We start from the raw sequence: 24,038 nt of genomic DNA on the forward strand, positions 1-24,038 counted from the left end.
TTTCCTTATTTCGATCCCGAGAGTCCAACGAGAAAGGGGTTCGACCCACGTTCGGCGCCGACGGTGCTCGACCCGCCGTGCCCGGGCAGGACCGCGGTGTCGTCGGCGAGGATCAGAAGCTTGTCGGCGATGGACTGCAACAACTGTTCGTGGTTGCCGCCGGGCAGGTCGCTACGACCGATCGACCCCTGGAACAGCGTGTCACCGGTGAGGGCGATCTCGACGGGGCCGTTCTCGGTGGCCAAGCGGGTCCGGAAGACCACGGACCCCTGCGTGTGCCCCGGGGTGTGGTCCACAGCGAACGACATCCCGGCCTGCTCGATCACGTCGCCGTCGGCAAGCGCGATCACCTCGCCGGGCTCGACGAACGTCATGCCCTCGATGAACGGCTTCATCGTCGGTCCGATGCCGCGGCCGGGGTCCGACAGCATGTACCGGTCCTCGGGATGGATGTACGCGGGGATCCCGAACTTCTCGCAGACGTCGTAGGCGTTCCAGACGTGGTCGAGGTGACCGTGGGTCAGGAGGACCGCGGTCGGCGTGAGATTCGACTGGTCCAGGAACTCGAACAGCGGTTCGGCGGCGTCCTGTCCTGGGTCGACGACGACGCATTCCTGGGCATCGTCCTGCGCGAGGATGTAGCAGTTGGTCTGAAACATCCCGGCCGGGAATCCTGTGACGAGCACCTGTGAGGCTCCTGTTCGAGTGGACATTGCAGTCGCTACAGCCTAAGCCGCCGCCCCGGCAGGATGTTCTCAGGTTCGGATGGCAGACTCTGGAGGTCGTGTGCCGGGGGTAGTTCGCACCGACCAACTGCTATATCGATCGACCGACTGCCAGACAGACCGATACGGGAGGACCACCGCAGTGCCGAGCAACGAGCAGCGCCGGGAAGCAGCCAAACGAAAGCTCGAGCGTCAGCTCGAACGCCGCGCCGACAGAGCACGCAAGCGTAAGCAGCTGACCATCGCCGGTTCGGTGCTCGGTGTCGTGCTCGTGGTGGCGGCGGGCGCCGTCGTCTTCGCCCTCACCAGAAGCGACGACGACGCGACGGAAGCGTCGGCGGCCGAGTCGGTGTCGGCGTCGCCGCAGTCGCCCGGTGTGATGCCGGCGGGCCGGTCCGAACCGCTGCCCGAGAAGGTGTCCTGCACGTACACCCCCGGCACTCAGCCGCCGGCGAAGCAGGTGAACCCGCCGCGCACCGACGACATCGACACCACCCTCCAGGAAGTCAGCGTCAGCATGCAGACGACGCAGGGCAACATCGGCCTGATCCTGGACAACGCCGACTCCCCGTGCACCGTCAACAACTTTCTGAGCCTGGCGAGCCAGAACTACTTCGACAACACCCCGTGCCACCGGCTCGTCACGTCCGAGGGACTGAAGGTCCTGCAGTGCGGTGATCCCACGGGCGCAGGCACCGGCGGTCCCGGTTACGGCTTCGCCAACGAATTCCCCACCGACCAGTACGAGGCATCGGATCCGTCCCTGCAGGTGCCGGTGACGTACCCGCGCGGCACCATCGCGATGGCCAACAGCGGTCAGCCCGACAGCAACGGCAGCCAGTTCTTCCTCGTCTACGCCGACTCGCAACTGCCCCCGCAGTACACCGCGTTCGGGAAGGTCGACGAGACCGGTCTCGCGACCATCGAGAAGGTGGCGGCGGCCGGTGACGACGGATCGATGCAGGCCGGCGGCGGCAAGCCGAACCTGCCTATCGACATCACGTCCGTCCGGATGGACTGAGTCTCGTGTGAGGATGGACCGATGAAACGCACCTCGATCCTCGTCGCAGGCGTGAGCCTCGCGGTCCTCCTCGCCGGCTGTTCGGATTCGTCGGACTCCGGCGGCACGTCGACCGGCACCTCGTCGAAGGCGGCCCCCACGAGCGCGGCGGAACAGTCGCTCGATCTGTCCAAGTTCGGCACGCTGCCGCCGGTCCCGGCGCCGGCCGCGGCCACCGTGGACTGCACGTATCCGGCCGGGCAGCCCGCCGCCAAGGACGTCACCCCGCCGCCCACTTCCGGGGTCTCCACCGAAGGCACCGTCCCGGTCGACCTCCAGACCAGCGCCGGACCGATCGGCCTGGTCCTCGACCGCGCCGAAGCCCCGTGCACGGTCAACAGCTTCACGAGCCTGGCCCAGCAGGGCTACTTCGACGACACGCCCTGTCACCGGCTGACCACGGAGCTCGGCCTGCAGGTCCTGCAGTGCGGCGATCCCAGCGGGAAGGGCACCGGCGGACCGGGCTACGGATTCACCACCGAGTACCCGGAGACGGCGTTCGCGCCGAACGATCCGGCACTCGCGAATCCGGTGGTCTATCCGCGCGGCACCGTCGCGATGGCGAACAGCGGAACACCCGGCAGCAACGGCAGCCAGTTCTTCCTCGTCTACGCCGACTCGGTGCTCCCGCCCAACTACACCGTGTTCGGGACGATCTCCGAGGAGGGCCTCGCGACCGTCGAAAAGATCGCGGCGGACGGCGACGACGGATCCATGTCCGCAGGCGGCGGCAAGCCCAACACCCCGGTCCAGATCGAGACCGTGAAGGTCGGCTGACCCTCTCCCCCCGGCTACACGAACGGGACGGTCGTTCGATCAGATCGAACGACCGTCCCGTTCGTCATTGCTACGCGGCGGACGTCACCCGGTACACGTCGTACACGCCCTCGACGTTGCGGACCACGTTCAGCACGTGCCCGAGGTGCTTCGGGTCGCCCATCTCGAACGTGAACTTGCTGATCGCCACCCGGTCGCCGGACGTCGTCACGGACGCGGACAGGATGTTGACCTTCTCGTCCGCGAGCGCCTTCGTCACGTCCGACAGCAGCCGGTGCCGATCGAGCGCCTCGATCTGGATGGCCACCAGGAATACCGACGACGGCGACGGCGCCCACTTGACCTCGATGATGCGCTCGGACTGCTCCTGCAGAGAGCCCGCGTTGGTGCAGTCGGTGCGGTGAACACTGACCGCGCCGCCCCGGGTCACGAAACCCATGATCTCGTCGCCGGGAACCGGTGTGCAGCACTTGGCCAACTTGGCGACCGTACCCTCCGCGCCGGGAACGAGCACGCCCGCGTCGCCGGTGCTCCGAGGGCGCATCGGCATTGTGGACGGAGTCGACCGCTCGGCCAGCTCCTCCTCGACGTCGCCGACACCGCCCAGGTGGGCCACCAGACGCTGGACGACGTGCTGCGCCGACACGTGGCTCTCACCGACGGCCGTGTACAGCATCGACACGTCGGTGTAGTGCAGTTCGTGCGCGATGGACGCCATCGATTCGGCGTTCATCAGGCGCTGCAGCGGCAGCCCGACCCGCCGCACCTCCTTCGCGATGGCGTCCTTGCCCGCCTCGAGCGCCTCTTCACGACGTTCCTTGGCGAACCATTGCCGGATCTTCGTCTTGGCGCGCGGGGAGACGACGAACGTCTGCCAGTCGCGGCTCGGGCCTGCGTTGACGGCCTTCGACGTGAAGACCTCCACAACCTCGCCGTTCTCGAGCTTGCGTTCGAGCGCCACCAGCCTGCCGTTGACCCGGGCGCCGATACACCGGTGCCCGACCTCCGTGTGCACGGCGTACGCGAAGTCGACGGGTGTCGACCCGGCGGGCAGGGTCACCACGTCGCCCTTGGGGGTGAAGACGAAGATCTCCTTGACCGCGAGGTCGTAGCGGAGCGACTCGAGGAACTCCCCCGGGTCGGCGGCCTCACGCTGCCAGTCGAGGAGCTGACGCATCCACGCCATGTCGTCGACCTCGGCGACGTCACCGGAGTGCCTGCCCTTGGTCTCCTTGTACCGCCAGTGCGCGGCGATACCGAACTCGGCGGTCCGGTGCATGTCGTGGGTGCGGATCTGCACCTCGAGGGGTTTGCCCTCCGGCCCGACCACGGTGGTGTGCAGCGACTGGTAGACGCCGTAGCGCGGCTGCGCGATGTAGTCCTTGAACCGGCCCGCCATCGGCTGCCACAGCGAGTGGACGACGCCGACGGCCGCATAGCAGTCGCGGACCTCGTCGCACAGGATTCGCACGCCGACCAGGTCGTGGATGTCGTCGAAGTCGCGGCCCTTGACGATCATCTTCTGGTAGATCGACCAGTAGTGCTTGGGCCTGCCCTCGACGACGGCGTTGATGCGCGACGCCGTCAGCGTCGCGTTGATCTCCGCGCGAACCTTCGCGAGGTAGGTGTCGCGGGACGGCGCACGGTCTGCGACGAGCCGCACGATCTCGTCGTACTTCTTGGGATGCAGGATCGCGAAGGACAGGTCCTCGAGTTCCCACTTCACTGTCGCCATGCCCAGCCGGTGGGCCAGGGGGGCGATCACCTCGAGCGTTTCGCGGGCCTTGCGGGCCTGCTTCTCGGGCGGCAGGAACCGCATGGTCCGCATGTTGTGGAGCCGGTCGGCCACCTTGATCACCAGCACGCGGGGGTCGCGGGCCATCGCGATGATCATCTTGCGGATGGTCTCGCCCTCGGCGGCGTTGCCGAGCACCACCTTGTCGAGTTTGGTGACGCCGTCGACGAGGTGGGCGACCTCTTCGCCGAACTCGTCGGTCAACTGCTCGAGGGAGTAGCCGGTGTCTTCGACGGTGTCGTGGAGCAGGGCCGCGACCAGCGTGGTCGTGTCCATCCCCAGTTCGGCGAGGATGCTGGCTACGGCGAGCGGATGCGTGATGTACGGGTCGCCCGACTTGCGGCGCTGGCTGGCGTGCCGCTCCTCCGCGACGTCGTAGGCGCGTTGCAGGAGCGCCAGGTCCGCCTTCGGATAGAGCTCGCGATGCAGGCTGACGAGCGGTTCGAGAACCGGCCGGATGGTCGTGTTCCGCTGACCCGTGATGCGCCGGGCGAGTCGCGCTCGTACCCGGCGCGATGCGGACGCCGGAACCGCGAATCCCTGTGCTCCACGGTTGTTACCGGAAGCCGGGTTCGCTGCAGGTGACTCGGCATCGGATTGCGCAGACGAGGTTGATCCCGTGTTCTGCGACCGATCAAGATTCGAAGTCATGCCGTCACCTCCTACCACTGAAATGGCTCGGGCCGTGCGGCCCTGGTTGGTCTCGGGCATGCGCCCCGGTGGCCGTGACGACCACCAGGCACAACTTTAGTACTCAGACCGTGACGAGGGACGTGAGCGGGTACTTTCCGAGCCGCTCCCGGCCACCCAGCGCGGCGATCTCCAGGACCACGGCGACACCGATCACCCGGGCACCTGCGGATTCCACCAGTCGTGCCGTGGCGTCGAGGGTTCCGCCGGTGGCCAGGACGTCGTCGACGACGAGCACCGAGCGCCCGTCCAGACCGATCGATCCGCTCGGAATCTCCAGCGTGGCCGTTCCGTATTCGAGGGTGTACGACTGCGACAGCACGGGCGGCGGCAGTTTGCCCGACTTCCGCACGGCCACCACACCGGAGCCCAGTTCCCGGGCGACGCCGCCGCCGAGGAGGAACCCCCGTGCGTCGACAGCGGCAATCACGTCCGCCTCCGGGGCGCAGGCGGCGAGCGCGTCGACGACGACGCGGAAACCGTCCGCGTCGGAGAAGACCGGCGTCAGATCGGCGAACCGCACCCCGGGTTGCGGAAAGTCGTCGGCCCACCGGGTGAGCCGGTTGACGGCGTCACGCGCCGAATTATGGTCGATCACCTGCGCAAGACCCACCTGTCCATGTTCCAGCCGGCGCCCGAACGCGTCGGATTGATTGCTCCTGCCTGCAAACCTGTTGCGAACGCGACGGTCCGCGGCTGGTCGAACAGCGGCACCGTGGGCACGTCCGACCACAGGATGTTCTCCGCCTCCGTCGACAACGACAGCTGGGTGGCGGTGGAGCTGTCGACCGCGAGTTGATCGACGATCTGATCGACGCGGCCGTTGCTGTAGTCCCCGAAGTTCGATCGAATTCCGCTGCGGAGGGCGTACATCGCGGTAGTGGCCGCCGCTGTGCCCGCGGCGCCGGGAGCGGCGGCCGTGCCGGCGAGCACCACGTCCACCTGCCCGTCGCGCAGCATCGTCGGCGTGAACTCGGGCGACGCGACGTCCTGCACGGTGATACCGGCCGGGGCGCACGCCGCTGCCACGGCCGACACGATCTCGGCGCGGCGCGGGTTCGGTCCCAGATATCCGACACGGACGGTCGCCGACGTGTTGCCGGTATCGGCCAGTGCGTCCGCCGCCGCTGCGGTGTCCGGCGTCTCGTACCGCCCGCCGACGGCACCGGCCACCGACTCGTGAACGAGACTGTCGGGTGCGGTGACCCGGGTGTCGACCGGGCCCCCGGCCGCGGCACCGGCCTCGTCCGACTCCGTGGCGATCCCGAACTTCGACGCCAGCTCCTCGCGGGGCAGGCACGCCGCGAACGCCCGCCGTCCGACTGCGTTCTCGAACAGGCCCGAGGTGGACAGGACGAACTGCTCGACGCTGCGCGACGGCACCTCCGTCACGTCGAACCCGCCGAGATCCAGGTCCGGCGCAGATCCGGCGGCGACGTCGACCACCTCGACCGAGCCGTCACCGATCCGCGCGCTCACGTCGGAAGACTTGGGCCACACCACGATCCGGGACGTGGCGGGACGGTTCCCCCACCAGCGGTCGTTGGCCACCAGCACGAGGCCCTCGTCCTCGGAGAACGATTCGACCTTGTAGGGGCCGGACGCGGGGAACTTGGCGAGGTCGAGGTCGCCGGGTGCCATCGTCCATCCGTCGTTCCAGAAGTCCGCGACGCGCGTCAGTGCGTCCGCGTCCGAATTCTGCACGGCGGCAACGATGTCGGGCACGCCGGCAGCGCTGGCGACCACGTGCGCCGGCATCATCGACGTCGCGCCGAACAGCGACTTCCAGTCGGTGAAATTGCGTCCCGCCTTGAACCTGACGACGGCATCCTTCGCGCCCGTCTGGCAGTCGACGCGGTCGATGTCCGAGTAGCCGGCGGTGCTCGCCGCATCGAACATCGGGAAACGGCCACTGTTCGCCGCCCACGTCAGCACCAGATCGTCGCAGGACATCGGCACGCCGTCGGAGTAGACGGAGTTGGGATTGAGCTTGTACTGGATGGTGAGGGCGTCCCCGGGCATCGCGTTGGCGGTGCCGATGTCCGTGTCGGCCACCGGTCCGCCTTCCGGCCCCGTGTAGTTGAACCCGGGCAGCACCCGCGCGAACGCCTGACGCGCCCCCGACACCGCACCCGCGACGCTGTTGGCGTTGTAGGTGGTGACGGTGTTGTCGATGACGTAGCCGATCGACGGGATCTGCTCGCCCTCCTCGGAACATCCGACGAGCGATCCGGCGAGGACCACGGTCGCGAGGAGGCCGGCACCCGACACGGCCGTAATCCGGCCGCGTCGGGTGTGCGCACCGCGCCGGGTGCTGTGCGATGCGGGCATGTCAGTGCCTCTTCTTGTTGCGCTTCCCGGTGGGACGTGAGCCCGGAGTGGGTGCGGTCGCCGCCGACCGGCGGCGCGGGACGGCGGCGTCGGCCGCGGATGCTGCGACCTCGGCGGCCGGGGTACCGGCCTTCTGGGCACCGCCCTGTGCCAGGGTCGCTCGGCGAGCGAGGACCTTGCGCGTGTGCGCGGCCACCGGACCCCACCGCTCCTTCAGCGTGACCAGCAGGGGTGTCGCGAAGAAGATCGACGAGTAGGCGCCGACGATGATGCCGACGAGCTGCACCAGCGCCAGGTCCTTCAGCGTTCCGACACCGAGCATCCAGACCGCGACCACCATCAGCGCGAGCACCGGCAACACGCTGATCAGGGTGGTGTTGATGGACCGCATCAGCGTCTGATTGATCGCCAGGTTCGCCTGCTCGGCGTAGGTGCGACGGGTCAGGTGCAGAATCCCGCGCGTGTTCTCCTCGACCTTGTCGAACACCACCACCGAGTCGTAGAGCGAGAAACCGAGAATCGTCAGCAGACCGATGACGGTCGCCGGGGTCACCTCGAAGCCGACGAGCGAATACACACCGGCGGTCACGGCGATGTCGAAGAACAGCGCGACGATCGCGGCGATCGCCATGTCGCGCTCGAACCGGACGGCGATGTACACGCTCACGATCACCAGGAACACAAGCAGCGCGATCAGCGCCTTCTGGGTGATCTGCCCGCCCCACGTCTCGCTGACGTCGGCGATGCTGATCACGTTCTTGCTGACGTTGCCGTCACTGTCCTTCGGCTGGAACTTGTCGTACAACGCGTCCTGAAGCGTCACCACCTGCGCCGCGTCGAGTGCCTCGGAGCGGATCTGCACGGTCGCGCTCGAACCCGAGCCCACCGTCTGCACCGAGACGGGATCCATGCCCAGCGCCTCGGAGTAGACCTCCTCCACCTGCGCGGTCTCCACCCCGCCGCCGGCGGGGAACTGGATCCGCGATCCACCCTCGAAATCGATACCCAGGGTGAACCCGCGGACGAGGATGCTCAGCAACGAGATCAACACGATCGTGCCGGTCAGGATGTAGTAGAAGCGCCGACGCCCGACCACCTCGAAGGCGCCGGTTCCGGTGTAGAGCCGCGACAGCAGGCTGTGCTGGGGCATCGACGACTGGTTGACGCCCGAATCGGACAGCGAAGACTCGGGGTCCGTCTGCGACGCAGACTGGGACTTGGTCGATTCGCTCATACTCGTGACTCCTTCGCCGACGCTGCGGCAGCCTTGCGTTCCTTGGCGATCTGCTGCACGGCACCCAGCCCGTTGACACCGGGCTTCGACCAGAACGGCGACTTCGAGGCCAGGTGGACCAGCGGCCACGTCACCAGGAACACCACGACGACATCGAGGACGGTGGTCAGGCCGAGGGTGAACGCGAAGCCGCGCACCTGGCCGATTGCGAGGACATACAGCACCGCGGCGGCGATGAAGCTGACCGCGTTACCGGACAGGATGGTCCGGCGTGCACGGGCCCAGCCGCGCGGAACCGCGGACCGGAAACTGCGTCCCTCCCGCATCTCGTCCTTGATTCTCTCGAAGAACACCACGAACGAGTCGGCGGTCATACCGATTCCGATGATCAGACCGGCGATGCCCGCGAGGTCGAGGGTGAAATTGATGTACCGGCCGAGCAGCACCATGATCGCGTAGACCATCACACCCGACAGCACCAGGGACAGCGCCGTCAGCACCCCGAGCATGCGGTAGTAGAGCAGGCAGTAGAGCAGCACCAGGACCAGACCCACCAGACCGGCGATGAGACCGGCCTCCAGCGAGGCGAGACCCAGCGTCGCGGACACGGTCTCCGCCTCCGACGCCGCGAACGACAGCGGCAGCGAGCCGTACTTCAGGGTGTTCGCGAGTTCTTTCGCGCTTTCCGCGGTGAACGAGCCGGTGATCGACGTCGAGCTGCCTGCGGGTGTCGCGCCCTGGACGACCGGTGCGCTCACCACCTTGGAGTCGAGCGTGAACGCGGCCTGCTTGCCGATGTTCTGCGACGTGAACGTGGCCCAGGTGTTGCTGCCCTCGGACTTGAACGTCAGGCTCACCTCGTGCCGCGACTGCTGGGAGTTGTAGCCGGACGTCGCGTCGGCGATCTCCTGTCCGTCGATGATCGCCGGTTCGAGCAGGTACACGGCCTGGCCGTCGGTGGAGCACGCGACGAGCGGCAGGGCCGGGTCGTCGTTGCCGCGCAGCGGGTCGGGCACGCTGCAGTCGAGTGTCGCCATGGCCTGCTGCTGCACGGCCGGGTCGGTGCTCTGACGTGTGGCCCGCGCTGCCGCGATCTCGTCGGCCGCCTCGGTACCGGACGCGTCGGCGGGCGCCGGTTCCGCCGTCTGAGCCGGCTCGGGAGAGGTGGACGGATCCTGAGCCGGGAACGGCCGGTTCTGGGGCGCGGGAGTCTCGGTTCCGGCGGGAGTCTGGGCGGGCGTCTCACCGGCGGCGGGTGCCTGTGTGCCGGCAGGAGCCGCGGCCTGCGACGTCTGGACGGGACGGACGTACAACCGCGCCGTCTGGCCGAGCGAACGCGCCTGTGCGCTGTCGTCGCCGGGGACGGTGATGACGAGGTTGTCGCCGTCGATGACCACCTCGGAGCCGGACACGCCGAGTCCGTTCACACGGGTCTCGATGATCTCCTGGGCCTGCCGCAGGCTGTCCGGCGTCGGCTTGCTGCCGTCCGGGGTGCGTGCGGTGAGGGTGACTCGGGTCCCACCTTGCAGGTCGATGCCCAGCTTGGGTGTCGCGGACTTGTCGCCGGTGAAGAACACCAGGGCATACAGAACCGCCACGAGCACCGCGAAAACGGTGAGGTAGCGGACGGGATGCACCGATCCTGTGGAAGGTGCCACGATCTCTATGTCTCCTCAGTACGTGCAGTTCGGGTGGGAACGTTCACAGCGCACCAGGCCGGCAGACGCAGGGCTGTGCCCCGGTTGCCGCGCGCGGGGCGCCTGCGACGCGACGGCTGCGCAATTACGCCGCGGAAGCGTCGATCAATCCTTGTTCAGCCGCGGCGTGCTGTCGCCGCCGTTCTCGCGATCCTCGCGCACGATGTCGGTGGCGGGGGCCTCGGCGTCGATCGATTCGTGGTCGATGGAACCGTCACCCTGCAGCGGAGCGTCGACGATCTGCTCGCGGACGACGAGACGCGACCATGTGGTGACCACGCCGGGAGCGATCTCGAGGTCGATCGTCTCGTCACCAATTGCGACGACGGTGCCGTGCAGACCGGCAGTCGTGAGGACGCGGTCGCCGACCGAGAGCGAGTCCTGCAGAGCGGTCACCTTGGCCGCCTCCTTCTTCTGTCGGCGGATCCCCAGGAACATGGGGACGAGCAGCGCCAGAATCAGGAGCGGGAAGAGAAAATCCATCTGTAAGTCAACCTCGAGGTATGTCGCACGGTCCGAAGCACTGGTCCCGGTTGGACCGATGCAATACACCAGTGTGCCATCACCGGCCCGGACACCGGTTCGCTCGGCACGACGCGGGCGTTTCTCCGGGGGTCGATCAGGGATCTTCCGGATCGAACAGGGAGGCCTGCGGCTCGTTGACGCGGACCTCGATTCCGCCGGTCACAGCGTCAGGCGGCGGGGTCAGGCCCAGTTGCGTCCACGCGGCGGCCGTGGCGACACGGCCGCGGGGTGTCCTGGCGATCATTCCGGCGCGGACGAGGAAGGGCTCACACACCTCCTCGACGGTGGCGGGCTCCTCACCCACCGCGACGGCCAGGGTGGACACCCCGACCGGGCCGCCGCCGAAGCTGCGCACGAGGGCACTGAGAACGGACCGGTCGAGGCGGTCGAGTCCCAGCTGGTCGACGTCGTAGACGGCGAGAGCCGCATGGGCGATCTCGCGGGTGACGACGCCGTCCGCCCGGACCTCGGCGTAGTCGCGGACACGGCGGAGGAGGCGGTTCGCGATGCGGGGAGTGCCCCGGGACCGGCTCGCGATCTCGGCGCCGGCCTCCTCGCCGAGTTGCACCCCGAGAATGCCCGCCGACCGCATGAGGATCTGCTGCAGCTCCGCGGGTTCGTAGAAGTCCATGTGGGCGGTGAAGCCGAACCGGTCGCGCAGCGGTCCGGTGAGTGCCCCGGAGCGGGTGGTGGCCCCGACCAGGGTGAACGGCGCGACCTCGAGGGGAATGGACGTGGCGCCGGGCCCCTTGCCGACCACGACGTCGACCCGGAAGTCCTCCATCGCGAGGTAGAGCATCTCTTCGGCAGGCCGGGCGATGCGGTGGATCTCGTCGATGAACAGCACGTCGCCCTCGACGAGATTGCTCAGCATGGCGGCCAGGTCGCCCGCCCGTTCCAGCGCCGGACCCGACGTCAGCCTCAGCGAGGAGCCGAGTTCGGCGGCGATGATCATCGCCATGCTGGTCTTCCCCAGCCCGGGCGGGCCCGAGAGGAGGATGTGGTCGGGGGTGCCGCCGCGCATCTTGGCGCCGGTCAGGACGAGTTGCAACTGCTCCCGGACCCGCGGTTGCCCGATGAAGTCGTGGAGGTTCTTCGGCCGCAGGCTGGCCTCGATGTCTCCGTCGCCGGCGACGAGATCGGCCGAGACCGGGGACTCCTCGTCGTAGTCGCCGCCGGGTTCGGGATTCATCTGGTCTTCCCGAGCAGGGAGAGGGCGGAGCGCAGTGCGGTCGAGGTGGTCGACTCGGGCGCCTCGGCGAGGACGGCGTCGGTGGACTGTTCGGCCTGCTTGGCGGGGAATCCGAGCCCGACGAGGGCTTCGACGATCTGGTCGCGGACCGATCCGCCGCCGCCCACACCGACCGGCGCCGCCCCGGCCGTGGACGCGACGGCGTCGACCTTGTCGCGCAGTTCGACGACCATCCGCTCCGCCCCGCGCTTGCCGATGCCCGGCACCCGCGTGAGCGCCGTGACGTTGCCCTCGGCCAGCGCTGCCCGCAACGCGTCGGGTTCGAGGACGGCGAGGGTCGCCATCGCCAGGCGCGGGCCGACTCCGGACACGGTCTGGAGCAGCCCGAACAACTCCTTGGACTCCGAGTCGGGGAACCCGTACAGCGTCATCGAGTCCTCGCGGACGATCATCGCCGTGACCAGCCTGGCCTCGGTTCCTCGCTGCAGTCCGCCGAGGGTGGCCGGCGTCGCGTTCACGCGGTATCCCACTCCGGCGGATTCGATCACCGCATGGTCGAGGGCGATCTCGAGCACCTCTCCGCGGACGGACGCGATCATCGTGTACCTGCCTTCTTCACTTCGGCCAGTCGGGCCTGGTAGCGACGTTTCTGTTCGGCGGCGGCGGCTTCGGCGCGGGCCATGCGTTCGATCATCGGAGCCCGCCAGCAATGGCAGATCGCCAGTGCCAGCGCGTCCGCCGCGTCGGCCGGTTTGGGTGCGGCCGTCAGTTTGAGGATGCGCGTCACCATCGCCGTCACCTGAGCTTTGTCTGCCGAGCCGCTCCCGGTGACGGCGGCCTTGACCTCACTGGGGGTATGGAAACACACGGGGATGCCGCGGCGCGCGGCGGCGAGGGCGACGACTCCACCCGCCTGCGCGGTGCCCATCGCGGTGCGCACGTTGTGCTGGGAGAACACCCGCTCGATCGCCACGACCTCGGGCCGGTGCAGATCGATCCACGATTCGGCCGCTTCGGAGATGCGCAGCAGCCTGGACGCCAACTCGAGGTCGGCCGGGGTCCGGACCACGTCGACGGCGATCGGGGTGACGGTGCGGCCGCTCCCGCCGTCCACCACTCCGAATCCGCACCGGGTCAGACCGGGATCCACACCCAGCACACGCACGCAAAGCCACCTCTCCCACGCCGAACAGCTGTTCGATAGCTTAGCCGTGGGGTCGGACGAGTCGGCGCATCAACACGCAGGACGGGGAGGGGCGGGCGAGCACCGCTCCCCCGCCCCGTGCGTCGTGCGATCAGTCGTCGAGTTCCGCGAGCACCTCGTCGGACAGGTCGACGTTGGTGTAGACGTTCTGAACGTCGTCGGACTCCTCGAGCGCGTCGACGAGCTTGAACACCTTGCGGGCTCCGTCCGCGTCGACCGGGACCTCGACGGACGCGCGGAAGTCTGCCTCGGCGGAGTCGTAGTCGATTCCCGCCTCCTGCAGTGCGCTCCGGACGGCGACGAGGTCGGTGGGCTCGCTCACGATCTCGAACGTGTCGCCGAGGTCGGTGACCTCTTCGGCACCCGCATCGAGGACCGCCATCAGCACGTCGTCCTCGGTCTGGTCACCCTTCTCCAGAGTGACGACGCCCTTGCGCGTGAACAGGTAGGACACGGAACCGGGGTCGGCCATGTTGCCGCCGTTGCGGGTCATCGCGGTACGTACCTCGCCGGCCGCACGGTTGCGATTGTCGGTCAGGCACTCGATGAGGACGGCGACACCGTTGGGTCCGTAGCCCTCGTACATGATGGTCTGCCAGTCGGCGCCGCCCGCTTCTTCACCGGCACCGCGCTTGCGGGCGCGCTCGATGTTGTCGTTGGGGACCGACGTCTTCTTGGCCTTCTGGATGGCGTCGTACAGGGTGGGGTTTCCCGCAGGATCGCCACCGCCGGTACGGGCCGCCACCTCGATGTTCTTGATCAGCTTCGCGAAGGCTTTGCCACGCTTGGCATCGATCACAGCCTTCTTGTGCTTGGTGGTGGCCCATTTGGAGTGGCCGCTCATGCGATTCAAGCCCCTTTCCTGCTGCCTTTGGCACGCCGAATGCGCGGTTTCAGCTTTGACGATGTTACCCGCAGCCCGGCCACCCCTGCGCGTTCCCGGGGTAACAACTCGCATAAGTCGGCATTGTTTGCATAGAATGCAAACATGTTGATGCGGGTCGATCACAGCTCCACCACCCCACTGGGTGAACAGATCGCCGCCAATGTGCGCGGCGCGTTCCTGCGCGGCGAGATCGGCGCGGGCGATCGGCTCCCCTCCGCCCGGGCGCTGGCCGAGTCCATCGACGTCAACCTCCACACCGTGCTGCGCGCGTACGCCGCGCTGCGCGACGAGGGCCTGATCGACCTCCGCCGGGGCCGGGGCGCGGTCGTCCGCGCCGACACGGACCCGGTACACACCGGATTGACCGAAGCCGCACGCACTTTCGTGTCCGAGGCACGACGCCTCGGACTCGACACCGAACAGATGCTCGACGTGATCAAGGAGACCACCAGACAATGACGACCTCCCGAACGCGCCTCCTCGCCGCAACCTCGGCGGTGCCCCTCCTCGCGCTCGTGATCGCGAGACTCGCCTGGAGCGGGCAACTGCCGCCGGTGGTGGCCAGCCACTGGTCCGGCACCGAACCCGACCGATTCAGCGACACGACCACCTACTTCTGGATCGCTGCCGCCGTCTGCGCGGCCGCCACCGCGATCGCCGGCGCCGTGGCGGCGCGGGCCCGCACCGACGCCGCGCTCTGGCTTCCCGCCACCGTTCTCATCGGGTGGACGGTGGCCACGGCCTGGATCGTCAGCGTCGCCGCCACGATCGAGGCGGGCTCGCCCGAAGCGGCGACGCTGGGCTGGTGGATCATCGTTCCCCTCTTGGGAATCGTGTGGGCGATCGCCACGTTCGCCCTGCTCCCCCGGACGTCGCACTCCGCAGAGAACGGTGCAGCGCCGACGCTGCCCGTCCCCCTGGCGCCCGGCGAGCGGGCAGCCTGGACCGGATATGCCCGCGGACGGTGGGCGGGCGTGCTCGCTCTCGCCATGGCCGTGGCCGCCGTCGTCTCCGCGCTGGTGGGAGCGCTCTGGCTCGCCGTCCTGTTCCTCGTCCTGACGATCGCCGGCGGCGGCTTCGCCTCGGTGACCGTGCAGATCGACCGCACGGGACTGACCCTCTCGTCGTGGAACGTCCGCTGGCGGAAGATCCCGCTCGACTCGATCGACGAGGCCCGGGTCACCGAGATCCGCCCCGCGGAATGGGGCGGCTGGGGCTACCGCTTCACGCCGCGAGGGACCGCGGTCGTGATCCGCGCCGGCGAGGGCATCGTGGTGACCCGCACCGGCGGCCGCCCGTTCGCGGTCACCGTGGACGGCGCCGCGCAGGGTGCGGCGCTCCTCAACACACTCGTCGCGCCCCGTCCGGCGAGTTAGACCCCGCGGACGATGTCGACGAACAACTCGTGCACCCGCCGGTCGCCCGTCACTTCCGGGTGGAACGACGTGGCCACCACGGAACCCTGCCGGACGGCCACGATCCGTCCGGCGGCCGCGCCACCCGACTCGGGCACGCGGGCGAGGACCTGCACGTCGTCGCCGACGCGCTCCACCCACGGTGCCCGGATGAACACGGCCCGCATCGGGTCGCCGACGATGCCCTCGAATTCGAGGTCGGACTCGAAGGAGTCGACCTGACGACCGAAGGCGTTGCGGCGCACCGTCATGTCGATCGCACCGAGGTGCTGCGCGTCGGGCCTCGTGTCGAGGATCTCGCTCGCGAGGAGGATCATCCCGGCGCAGGACCCGTAGGCAGGCAACCCGTCGTGCAGGCGCGCCTTCAGCGGTTCGAGCAGTTCGAAGATCTGCAGCAGCTTGCTCATCGTCGTCGACTCGCCGCCCGGAATGACGAGCCCGTCGATCTTCTCGAGCTCCTCCGGGCGCCGGATGCCGACGGCGTCGGCACCCGAATCGTTCAGTGCAGCAAGGTGTTCACGGACGTCGCCCTGCAGGGCGAGTACTCCGACGAGGGGACGGGTCATGCCATGTTTCCTGTCTCGATGTCGCGCTTGTCCTGATCGCGCTGGATGCGGGTCAACCCCTCCTGGACTACGGCGGCGACCATGGTGCCGTTCCGGTCGAACATGCGGCCCTGGGTGAGGGCGCGGCCGAAGCCGGCGGAGGGTGAGGTCTGGTCGTAGAGCAGCCACTCGTCGGCGCGGAACGGGCGCAGGAACCACATGGCGTGATCGAGCGACGCCGTCTGCGTGACCACTCCCGGGTGCGGGACCTTCGACGCGCCGAGGAGCGTCATGTCACTGAGGTAGGCGAGGGTGCAGATGTGGAAGACCTGATCGTCCGGCAGCTTGCTGCGGTACCGCATCCACACCCGTTGCTGCGCGGCGATTCCGGGCGTCTTCCCGGTGGAGTCGGCCGGAACGATGCGGACGTCCCATTCCTTCCACTCCCGGTAGAGATCGGTGGCGGCGAACTCCTCGAGGGTCTGTGCGTCGACGAGCTCTTCGGGGGCGGGGACGGACGGCATCGTGTCCTGATGCTCGATGCCCTCGTCCTCGCTGTGGAACGACGCCGACATGGTGAAGATCGCCTTGCCGTCCTGGATTCCGGTGACGCGCCGCGTACAAAAGGATCTGCCGTCCCGGATCCGGTCGACCAGGTACACGGTGGGTTTCGCGGGATTTCCGGGGCGCAGAAAGTACCCGTGCAGGGAGTGGACCTTGAACGCCTCGTCGACGGTACGGACCGCGGACACCAGCGACTGACCCGCGACCTGCCCGCCGAACGTCCTCTTCAGAACAGACGGATGAACCGCGCCGCGGAAGATGTCCTTCTCCAGCGCTTCGAGTTCGAGAACGTCCTCGATGCTCGCCATGAGCCCTCCTTCTGTGCCTGGTCAAGGTTATCCGCCCGGTTCGGGCTCGAGGCACGATGGGTGCCATGACGATGTTCACACCGACGAGCCCGGACGGTCTCGTCGCCCTCGTCACCGAACGCTGCCTCGCCGTTCACGGCACCGCCGTCGTCGCGATCGACGCGCCCGACGGCGCGCAGCCCCTGCCCCTCGCGGACGCGGTGTGCGCGTCGCTGCGGGAGCAGGGCCGCCCCTGTGACGTCGTATCCCTCCACGACTACGTCCGTCCCGCCTCCCTGCGGTTCGAGCACGGACGCGACGACGAACTCAGCTACCGCACCCTCTGGTTCGACTACGACGCCCTGAACCGCGAGGTGGTGCGGTCGGTCCGCACCGACCGCCGGTGGTTGCCGCGCCTGTGGGACGAGAACGAGGATCGCTCCGCCCGCTGCGCCCGCGTTCCCGCGGCCGACGGTCAGGTGCTTCTCGTCGCCGGCCCGATGCTGCTCGGCCGGGACCTCGACTTCGACGTCACGGTGCAACTCCATCTGGGCGAGGGAGCCCTGATGCGCCGCACCCCGGCCGATCAACGATGGACCGTGCCCGCCCTGCTGCGCCGTGCGGCCGACGTCACGGTCGAACCCGACCTGCTGGTGCGGTACGACCATCCGCCGAGGCCCGCGGTCCGGGCGGGCAGCTGAGTCCGCTCACGTCGTGCGCAGGAACCGGGTCAGCCCTTCCTGCACGACGGCAGCGACCAGGTTGCCCTTCCGGTCGAAGATCCGGCCCTGCGCGAGCGCCCGACCGAAACCGGCGGACGGTGACGTCTGGTCGTACAGCAGCCACTCGTCGGCCCGGAACGGTCGCAGGAACCACAGCGCGTGATCGAGTGAGGCACCGTTGATCTCGACACCGGGGTGCGGGGTCATGGCGGAACCGATCAGCGTCATGTCGCTCATGTAGGCCAGTGCGCAGACGTGGAAGACGGGGTCGTCGGGCAGCGTCTTGCGGGACCGGAACCACGCCTGCTGCTGAGCGGCCGCACCGCGCCGGCGGTCGACCTCCCCGTGGCCGACCATCCGGATGTCCCAGTCGGACCACTCCTGGGCGAGCCAGGCGATTTCCGGGTCGTCGGAGTCACTGGCGAACGGCAGGGTATCGGGCGGCGGCACCACGGGCATCTCGTCCTGGTGCTCGATGCCCTCGTCCTCGACCTGGAACGACGCCGACATCGTGAAGATCGCCTGACCGTCCTGGACGGCGCTGACCCGCCGGGTGACGAACGACCGACCGTCCCGGATGCGGTCCACGAGGTACACGATCGGCATCGTGGGGTTTCCGGGGCGGAGGAAGTATCCGTGCAGCGAATGCACCATGAAGCGGGGGTCGACGGTGCGGACCGCCGCCACCAGCGCCTGACCGGCCACCTGCCCGCCGAACGTCCGGGGAAGCATGGTATCGCTCGCTATGCCTCGGAAGATGTTCTCCTCGAGGCGTTCCACTTCCAGGATCTCTTCGATCGTCGCCATCCACGGCCCCTTCCGATGCTCGTCCGCTGACACTCTCACACGGGTCCCGGGCACCGGCGCACCGCACCGCACGAGGCCCCTGTGAGGGCCTCGTGCGGTGCGAACGGAAGCAGTGCGGCGCCGGGAGCGCCGCGATCGATCACAGGTCGATCGTGGGGATCACCAGCCGCGTTCGGCGAGCCGGTGCGGGACCGGGATGTCGTCGACGTTGATGCCGACCATCGCCTCACCCAGCCCGCGGGAGACCTTCGCCAGCACGTCCGGGTCGTCGAAGAACGTGGTCGCCTTCACGATCGCCGCGGCCCGCTCCGCCGGATTACCGGATTTGAAGATGCCCGACCCGACGAACACACCCTCCGCACCGAGCTGCATCATCATCGCCGCATCCGCCGGAGTGGCGATGCCACCGGCGGTGAACATCGTCACCGGCAACTTCCCGGCCTTGGCCACCTCGACGACCAGGTCGTACGGCGCCTGCAGCTCCTTCGCCGCCACATACAGCTCGTCCTCACTCAGCGAGGTCAACCGGCGGATCTCCCCACCGATCGTCCGCATGTGCGTGGTCGCGTTCGACACGTCACCGGTACCGGCCTCACCCTTGGACCGGATCATCGCCGCACCCTCGGTGATCCGCCGCAACGCCTCACCCAGATTGGTGGCACCACACACGAACGGGACGGTGAACTTCCACTTGTCGATGTGGTTGGCGTAGTCGGCCGGGGTCAGCACCTCGGACTCGTCGACGTAGTCGACCCCGAGGGACTGCAGGATCTGCGCCTCAACGAAGTGCCCGATCCGGGCCTTGGCCATCACCGGGATCGACACCGCGGAGATGATGCCGTCGATCATGTCCGGATCACTCATCCGGGACACCCCACCCTGCGCCCGGATGTCCGCGGGCACCCGCTCGAGCGCCATGACCGCCACCGCACCGGCGTCCTCGGCGATCTTCGCCTGATCGGGGGTGACGACGTCCATGATGACCCCGCCCTTCAACATCTCGGCCATGCCACGCTTGACGCGCGCCGTACCGGTGGTGGGGGTGGTGTCGGGGGTGCTCACAGCGAACTCCTGGGTTGTGGCGTGGATTGATTCGATAGCGGCACGCGTGAACGACGACGTTCACGCTGCAGTACCCGATTCTAGGACGAGCGGCAGTCCACATCCGTAGCCAGTCCGCGATTGCTGGCTTTCTTCGGACTCCCGGGCGGCTCAGGTGATCGCGCGCACCTCGGGTTCGTCCGCGGCCGAGGCGACCGCGCCGGCTTCGTCGAGGAGATCCGCGAGATCGTGCGGGTACACGGCTTCACCTGCCGCCGCCAGTTGACGAACCGTGTCCGCGGTGCACCACCGGTGACCGGTGATGGTGCGGTTCTCGAGTTCGGTGAAGCCCCCGTGGTGCGGCTCGAACCCGTCGGTGCGCAGCGCGAAGAACAGCTCCTCGGAGCGGATGAGCTGCCCGTTCCACGAGAAGATGGCCACCCGACGCCACATGGGTCCGCGCAGCTGTTCGGGCGACGCGGTGTGCCCGGTCTCCTCGGCGATCTCCCGGACAGCGGCCGCCCGCAGGTTCTCCCCCTTCTCGACGGCGCCGCCGATCGTGAACCAGTAGTAGACGTCGGGGACGGTGGGGTCGTGACCCCGGAGCAGCAGGACCCGGCCCTGGCCGTCGAGCAGCACCACCCGGGCCGAGGTCCGGACGGAGTCGAGTGACAGACCCTCGGTGACCGCCGCGGCGGACGAGCGTTCGGTGATCTCGAAGTAGGTCGGCAGCGGGGCCGTGCCCCCGAGGTGCAGCCATCGGACGGGTCGCCGGGTGCGGAGTGCGAGGGTGTCGCGGACGGCGTCGTTGTGGAATCGGCGGGCGATCAGTACCCGCGCCTCCGCATCGGCGAGTTCCGCCACCAGCTGGGGGCGCAGGGTGTCCGGGTCGAGGGAGGAGAGCGCACTGGACAGTGCGTTCTCGGCGATCTCGCGGTCTGCCCGGTCCGACCGTTCCGCCCGGGCCGACAGCGCGGCCAGCGACCTGCCCTCGGGTGGGTCCATCGCCGCGGCGGCCGCCCGCACGACCACCGCCCGGCGCGCGAGGGCCGCGTCGAGGGCCTGCCAGGACAGATCGGAGCGGACGTGCAGTCGGTCGAGGCGGTTGGCCGTCCCGTACGCCCACAGGCCGATCGCCAGGACGACGGCTGCGACCAGGGCGAGAACCAGGATCGTGAGGGCGGAGAACGTCACGAGCCGACCTCCCGGACGCCGTCGCGGCCGACGGTGACCGTCTCGTAGACGCGCAGGATCTGTTCGGCCACCACCGGCCAGTCGTATTCGGTGACCACCGTCCGAGAGAAGTCGGTGAGCGCAGCGCTCCGCTCGGGGTCACCGAGCACCGAGTCGATCCCGGCGGCCAGCGCCGCCGCATCCCCGACCGGCACCAGGACGCCCGCCTGCCCGTCCCGCAGGACGCGGCGGAACGCGTCCAGTTCGCTCGCCACGACGGCGGCACCCGCGGCCATCGCCTCGACCAGCACGATGCCGAAGCTCTCACCGCCGAGGTTGGGTGCGCAGTACACGTCGGCGCTCCGCAGCGCCGACGCCTTCTCGGCGTCGTCGACCTGGCCGAGCAGACGCAGGTGCCCGAAGACCGGGCCGGCCTCCCGGCGCAGCTTGTCCTCGTCGCCGCGGCCGACCACCAGCACCTCGAGGTCGGGATACTTCTCCACCAGGGTGGGCAGCGCCTTGAGTAGCACCGCCATGCCCTTGCGGGGCTCGTCGTAGCGTCCGAGGAAGAGGATGGTCTTTCCGGGACGCGGGTAGCCGGGCAGCGGCTCGGCGTTCGCGAACGCCGAGACGTCGACGCCGTTGGGGATTTCGACCGCATCGGAGCCGAGTGATTCCACCTGCCAGCGTCGCGCGAGTTCCGACACCGCGATGCGGCCGCTGATCTTCTCCAGGTAGGGCTGGAGCACACCCTGAAACGTGCTCAGCACCAACGACTTCGTGGTCGACGTGTGGAAGGTGGCCACGATGGGCCCCTCGGCCACGCGCATGGCGAGCATCGACAGGCTCGGCGCGTTGGGCTCGTGGATGTGCAGGACGTCGAAGTTGTTGTCCGAGATCCAGCGCCGCACGCGGGCGCTCGCGGCGGGGCCGAAACTCAGCCGGGCCACCGAGCCGTTGTAGGGAATGGCGAGGGCGCGGCCCGCGGAGACGACGAAGTCGGGCAGGTCGATGTCGTCGGAGGCCGGCGCCAGGACGCTCACCTTGTGCCCGCGCTCGATCAGGACCTCCGCGAGGTCGACGACGTGAGCCTGCACTCCGCCCGGGACGTCGAACGAGTACGGGCAGACCATCCCGATCTTCACGAGTTCTCCATGCGGGAGAGCCTTGCCTGGGACAGGTCGGAGAGCCACAGCGGCTGAAGCATGTGCCAGTCCTCCGGATGTGCCGCGATGTTGGCCTCGAACCGGTCCGCCAGTGTCTGGGTCGCCGCGGCCACCCCCGCGGTGGTGTCGATCGGCGGGTCGATGCGGAAACCCCACCCGCCGTCCGTGAACCAGCAGTGCACCGGCAGCAGCGGCGCGCCGGTGTCGATCGCCAGCTTGGCGGGACCGGCGGGCATCCGCGTCGGTTCCCCGAAGAACGTCACGGGGACACCCTTCTTCGCCAGGTCTCGTTCACCGAGGAGGCACACGATCCCGTTGTCCCGCAGTCGGGCCGACAGTTCCACGAACGGTGGGTGCTCTCCCCCGCTGAGCGGAAAGATCTCGAAACCGAGCCCTTCGCGGTAGTCGACGAACCGCTGGTACAGCGACTCGGGCTTCAACCGCTCGGCGACCGTGGACAGACCGCCCCAGTGCTGGGCGCACCACACACCCGCCATGTCCCAGTTTCCGCTGTGCGGCAGCGCCAGAATCGCGCCCCGGCCGGCTTCTTTCGCGGCATCGAGGTGCTTCTGCCCTTCGATCAGCTCGTCGAGGGCCGCGCCGGTCTTCACGAGGTCCATCGAAGGCAGCCGGAAAGCTTCCCGCCAGTAGCGCGCGTAGGACCGCATCGAGGCCTGCATCAGGGTGTCCGGCACCTCCGCGGCTGGCACACCCAGCACACGGGCTAGATTGCGGCGCAGCTGCTCCGGTCCGCCGTTCCGGACGGCGAAGTCGGCTCCCCTGTCGAACAGGGCGACCGCGACCTTCTCCGGCAGCGCGCGAACCAGCCGCCAGCCGATCGCGTACCCCAGGTCACTGATGCGTTCCGACACGCCGCTCACTGCTCGCTCGCCTGTCCGTCTGCCGGCGTCGTGTCCGTCGGCGGCAGGGGCAGCACGTCGCGCGCGCCCGGCGACCGGCGGACCGCCAATACCCGCTGGAACACGGTGATGATGCTGCCCACCGACAGCAACCACATCGCGACATGAATGGCCCACGGGACTCCGAGCCCCGTGACGCCGGCGCCGACCAGCACGATGATCAGCCGATCGGGTCGTTCGATGAGTCCGCCGTCGGCGGACAATCCACTCGCCTCGGCGCGCGCCTTCGCGTACGAGATCACCTGCGAGGTGACGAGGCACAGCAGGGTCGCGATCAGCAGCGGCTTGCTGTTCTCGTGATACACCGCCCACCAGGCGAGACCGGCGAAGATCGCACCGTCGGCCACCCGGTCGCAGGTGGCGTCGAGAACGGCGCCGTACCGGGTGCCACCGCCGCGGGCGCGGGCCATGGCACCGTCGAGCATGTCGAACATGACGAACAGCCAGATGAACATCGCTCCCCAGAACAGATGTCCGCTGGGAAACAGCGTGACCGCGCCGGCCACGGTCGCCACGGTGCCGATGACGGTGACGGAATCGGGAGTGAGCCCGGTCTTCACCAGGGCCTTCCCCAATGGCGCCGTCACCTTGGACACGGATGCCCGTCCGAAGAAGCTCAGCACCTCTCCACCCCGTTCTTCACTTCCTGCCAGGAACCCCGAACGCGTGAGTCAGCGACTCGCGCGTCATTCATCTATCGAGTCATTCATTCCAGGCCTTCGCCAGCAGCCCCCGGGTCTCGCGCAGCAACTGCGGCATGACCTTGACCCCGGCGAGGACCGTGATGAAGTTCGCGTCCCCGCCCCAGCGCGGAACGATGTGCTGATGCAGGTGCTCGGCAAGCGAACCGCCCGCCGCCGCACCGAGATTGAGGCCGACGTTGAAACCGTCCGGTCGCGACACCCGCTTGATCACGCGCAGAGCCTGCTGCGTGAACGACATCAACTCGGCGCTCTCCTCTTCCGTCAGGTCTTCGAGCGCCGCGACCTTGCGATAGGGAACGACCATGAGGTGCCCCGGGTTGTACGGGTACAGGTTGAGCACGGCGTAGACGTGCTCACCCCGGGCGACGATCAACCCGTCCTCGTCGTCCATCTTCGGGATGTCGATGAACGGCTCGTTCGGGGTGTCCCGCGACTTCGGCGCCTCGGCGATGTACGACATGCGGTGCGGCGACCAGATCCGCTGAAGGTGATCGGGTTCGCCGGGGCCACGGTCGACGAGGCGGCCGGGGCCGCCGAGCATCTCGTCGGCCGTCACGTCGTCACCTCCGGTCATGTGC

Annotated in this window: 25 protein-coding genes; 5 read left to right on the forward strand and 20 right to left on the reverse strand. The window is 68.5% G+C overall.

What is annotated here, in order from left to right; translation table 11 throughout:
* Positions 1-5: 5 nt before the first annotated feature.
* Positions 6-686: an MBL fold metallo-hydrolase gene (locus tag GO592_RS15320; protein WP_007298694.1), complete on the reverse strand. Its 681-nt coding sequence runs from the start codon at positions 684-686 to the stop codon at positions 6-8.
* Between the two features lie 181 nt (positions 687-867).
* Here GO592_RS15320 and GO592_RS15325 point away from each other — a divergent pair, with 181 nt between their 5' ends.
* Together GO592_RS15325 and GO592_RS15330 are read left to right on the forward strand one after the other, a co-directional pair.
* Positions 868-1,746: a peptidylprolyl isomerase gene (locus GO592_RS15325; protein ID WP_007298693.1), complete on the forward strand. Its 879-nt coding sequence runs from the start codon at positions 868-870 to the stop codon at positions 1,744-1,746.
* A 21-nt stretch (positions 1,747-1,767) separates the two neighbouring features.
* Entirely contained in the window at positions 1,768-2,562 is a 795-nt protein-coding gene (locus tag GO592_RS15330) for a peptidylprolyl isomerase (RefSeq protein WP_005566973.1), read from the forward strand.
* Positions 2,563-2,632: 70 nt separating this feature from the next.
* Here GO592_RS15330 and GO592_RS15335 read toward each other — a convergent pair whose 3' ends face one another.
* The 10 genes from GO592_RS15335 to GO592_RS15380 all read right to left on the reverse strand — a co-directional run bounded on the left by GO592_RS15335 (position 2,633) and on the right by GO592_RS15380 (position 14,074).
* Positions 2,633-5,008 carry a RelA/SpoT family protein gene (locus GO592_RS15335; protein ID WP_005241006.1) on the reverse strand — a complete coding sequence of 792 codons (2,376 nt, stop codon included), beginning with the start codon at positions 5,006-5,008 and terminating at the stop codon, positions 2,633-2,635.
* Between the two features lie 103 nt (positions 5,009-5,111).
* Positions 5,112-5,645 carry an adenine phosphoribosyltransferase gene (locus tag GO592_RS15340; RefSeq protein ID WP_007298692.1) on the reverse strand — a complete coding sequence of 178 codons (534 nt, stop codon included), beginning with the start codon at positions 5,643-5,645 and terminating at the stop codon, positions 5,112-5,114.
* Positions 5,642-7,378 (reverse strand): ABC transporter substrate-binding protein, encoded by a 1,737-nt coding sequence (locus GO592_RS15345; RefSeq protein ID WP_007298691.1) that lies wholly within the window; start codon positions 7,376-7,378, stop codon positions 5,642-5,644. The genes GO592_RS15340 and GO592_RS15345 overlap by 4 nt, the downstream gene beginning before the upstream one ends.
* Position 7,379: 1 nt before the next feature.
* On the reverse strand, positions 7,380-8,612 hold the full coding sequence (gene secF, locus GO592_RS15350; RefSeq protein ID WP_007298690.1) for a protein translocase subunit SecF: 1,233 nt from the start codon (positions 8,610-8,612) through the stop codon (positions 7,380-7,382).
* Positions 8,609-10,270, reverse strand: a complete 1,662-nt coding sequence (secD, locus tag GO592_RS15355; RefSeq protein ID WP_007298689.1) for a protein translocase subunit SecD — start codon at positions 10,268-10,270, stop codon at positions 8,609-8,611. Before secD ends, secF begins: the two co-directional genes overlap by 4 nt.
* A 144-nt stretch (positions 10,271-10,414) precedes the next feature.
* A complete protein-coding gene (gene yajC, locus GO592_RS15360; RefSeq protein ID WP_007298688.1) occupies positions 10,415-10,792 on the reverse strand; it encodes a preprotein translocase subunit YajC in 378 nt (125 codons plus the stop codon).
* A gap of 136 nt (positions 10,793-10,928) precedes the next feature.
* Positions 10,929-12,026 carry a Holliday junction branch migration DNA helicase RuvB gene (ruvB, locus tag GO592_RS15365; RefSeq protein ID WP_005260884.1) on the reverse strand — a complete coding sequence of 366 codons (1,098 nt, stop codon included), beginning with the start codon at positions 12,024-12,026 and terminating at the stop codon, positions 10,929-10,931.
* Complete coding sequence (ruvA, locus tag GO592_RS15370) at positions 12,023-12,625, reverse strand: Holliday junction branch migration protein RuvA (protein ID WP_007298687.1); 603 nt, start codon at positions 12,623-12,625, stop codon at positions 12,023-12,025. Before ruvA ends, ruvB begins: the two co-directional genes overlap by 4 nt.
* Entirely contained in the window at positions 12,622-13,191 is a 570-nt protein-coding gene (gene ruvC / locus GO592_RS15375) for a crossover junction endodeoxyribonuclease RuvC (RefSeq protein WP_039951927.1), read from the reverse strand. Before ruvC ends, ruvA begins: the two co-directional genes overlap by 4 nt.
* A 130-nt stretch (positions 13,192-13,321) precedes the next feature.
* Positions 13,322-14,074 carry a YebC/PmpR family DNA-binding transcriptional regulator gene (locus GO592_RS15380; protein WP_005260882.1) on the reverse strand — a complete coding sequence of 251 codons (753 nt, stop codon included), beginning with the start codon at positions 14,072-14,074 and terminating at the stop codon, positions 13,322-13,324.
* Between the two features lie 144 nt (positions 14,075-14,218).
* Between GO592_RS15380 and GO592_RS15385 the strand changes: the two genes are divergently transcribed.
* Both GO592_RS15385 and GO592_RS15390 read left to right on the forward strand, forming a co-directional pair.
* Entirely contained in the window at positions 14,219-14,575 is a 357-nt protein-coding gene (locus tag GO592_RS15385; RefSeq protein ID WP_005240987.1) for a GntR family transcriptional regulator, read from the forward strand.
* Entirely contained in the window at positions 14,572-15,492 is a 921-nt protein-coding gene (locus GO592_RS15390; RefSeq protein WP_007298685.1) for a hypothetical protein, read from the forward strand. The genes GO592_RS15385 and GO592_RS15390 overlap by 4 nt, the downstream gene beginning before the upstream one ends.
* Here GO592_RS15390 and pdxT read toward each other — a convergent pair.
* Both pdxT and tesB read right to left on the reverse strand, forming a co-directional pair.
* Positions 15,489-16,097: a pyridoxal 5'-phosphate synthase glutaminase subunit PdxT gene (pdxT, locus tag GO592_RS15395; protein ID WP_005240983.1), complete on the reverse strand. Its 609-nt coding sequence runs from the start codon at positions 16,095-16,097 to the stop codon at positions 15,489-15,491. The two genes, GO592_RS15390 and pdxT, sit on opposite strands and share 4 nt — an antisense overlap.
* A complete protein-coding gene (gene tesB / locus GO592_RS15400) occupies positions 16,094-16,948 on the reverse strand; it encodes an acyl-CoA thioesterase II (RefSeq protein WP_005260880.1) in 855 nt (284 codons plus the stop codon). Before tesB ends, pdxT begins: the two co-directional genes overlap by 4 nt.
* 56 nt (positions 16,949-17,004) lie before the next feature.
* Here tesB and GO592_RS15405 point away from each other — a divergent pair, with 56 nt between their 5' ends.
* A complete protein-coding gene (locus GO592_RS15405) occupies positions 17,005-17,628 on the forward strand; it encodes a hypothetical protein (protein WP_039951924.1) in 624 nt (207 codons plus the stop codon).
* A gap of 6 nt (positions 17,629-17,634) precedes the next feature.
* Here GO592_RS15405 and GO592_RS15410 read toward each other — a convergent pair whose 3' ends face one another.
* The 7 genes from GO592_RS15410 to GO592_RS15440 form a co-directional block, all read right to left on the reverse strand.
* The gene (locus GO592_RS15410; RefSeq protein WP_007298683.1) at positions 17,635-18,456 is read right to left on the reverse strand and encodes an acyl-CoA thioesterase; all 822 of its coding nucleotides are present in this window, start codon (positions 18,454-18,456) and stop codon (positions 17,635-17,637) included.
* 159 nt (positions 18,457-18,615) lie between these two features.
* A complete protein-coding gene (pdxS, locus tag GO592_RS15415; RefSeq protein WP_005565691.1) occupies positions 18,616-19,518 on the reverse strand; it encodes a pyridoxal 5'-phosphate synthase lyase subunit PdxS in 903 nt (300 codons plus the stop codon).
* A gap of 150 nt (positions 19,519-19,668) precedes the next feature.
* Complete coding sequence (locus GO592_RS15420; protein WP_005265459.1) at positions 19,669-20,691, reverse strand: NUDIX hydrolase; 1,023 nt, start codon at positions 20,689-20,691, stop codon at positions 19,669-19,671.
* Positions 20,688-21,815 (reverse strand): glycosyltransferase family 4 protein, encoded by a 1,128-nt coding sequence (locus tag GO592_RS15425; protein WP_007296298.1) that lies wholly within the window; start codon positions 21,813-21,815, stop codon positions 20,688-20,690. Before GO592_RS15425 ends, GO592_RS15420 begins: the two co-directional genes overlap by 4 nt.
* The gene (locus GO592_RS15430) at positions 21,812-22,717 is read right to left on the reverse strand and encodes a phosphatidylinositol mannoside acyltransferase (RefSeq protein ID WP_007296299.1); all 906 of its coding nucleotides are present in this window, start codon (positions 22,715-22,717) and stop codon (positions 21,812-21,814) included. The genes GO592_RS15425 and GO592_RS15430 overlap by 4 nt, the downstream gene beginning before the upstream one ends.
* Positions 22,714-23,379 carry a phosphatidylinositol phosphate synthase gene (pgsA, locus tag GO592_RS15435; protein ID WP_005565703.1) on the reverse strand — a complete coding sequence of 222 codons (666 nt, stop codon included), beginning with the start codon at positions 23,377-23,379 and terminating at the stop codon, positions 22,714-22,716. Before pgsA ends, GO592_RS15430 begins: the two co-directional genes overlap by 4 nt.
* Before the next feature lie 79 nt (positions 23,380-23,458).
* Complete coding sequence (locus tag GO592_RS15440; RefSeq protein WP_005240964.1) at positions 23,459-24,034, reverse strand: HIT family protein; 576 nt, start codon at positions 24,032-24,034, stop codon at positions 23,459-23,461.
* Between the last annotated feature and the right edge of the window lie 4 nt (positions 24,035-24,038).

Source organism: Rhodococcus sp. 21391 (assembly GCF_016772255.1).
Classification (GTDB): Bacteria; Actinomycetota; Actinomycetes; order Mycobacteriales; family Mycobacteriaceae; genus Rhodococcus_F; species Rhodococcus_F opacus.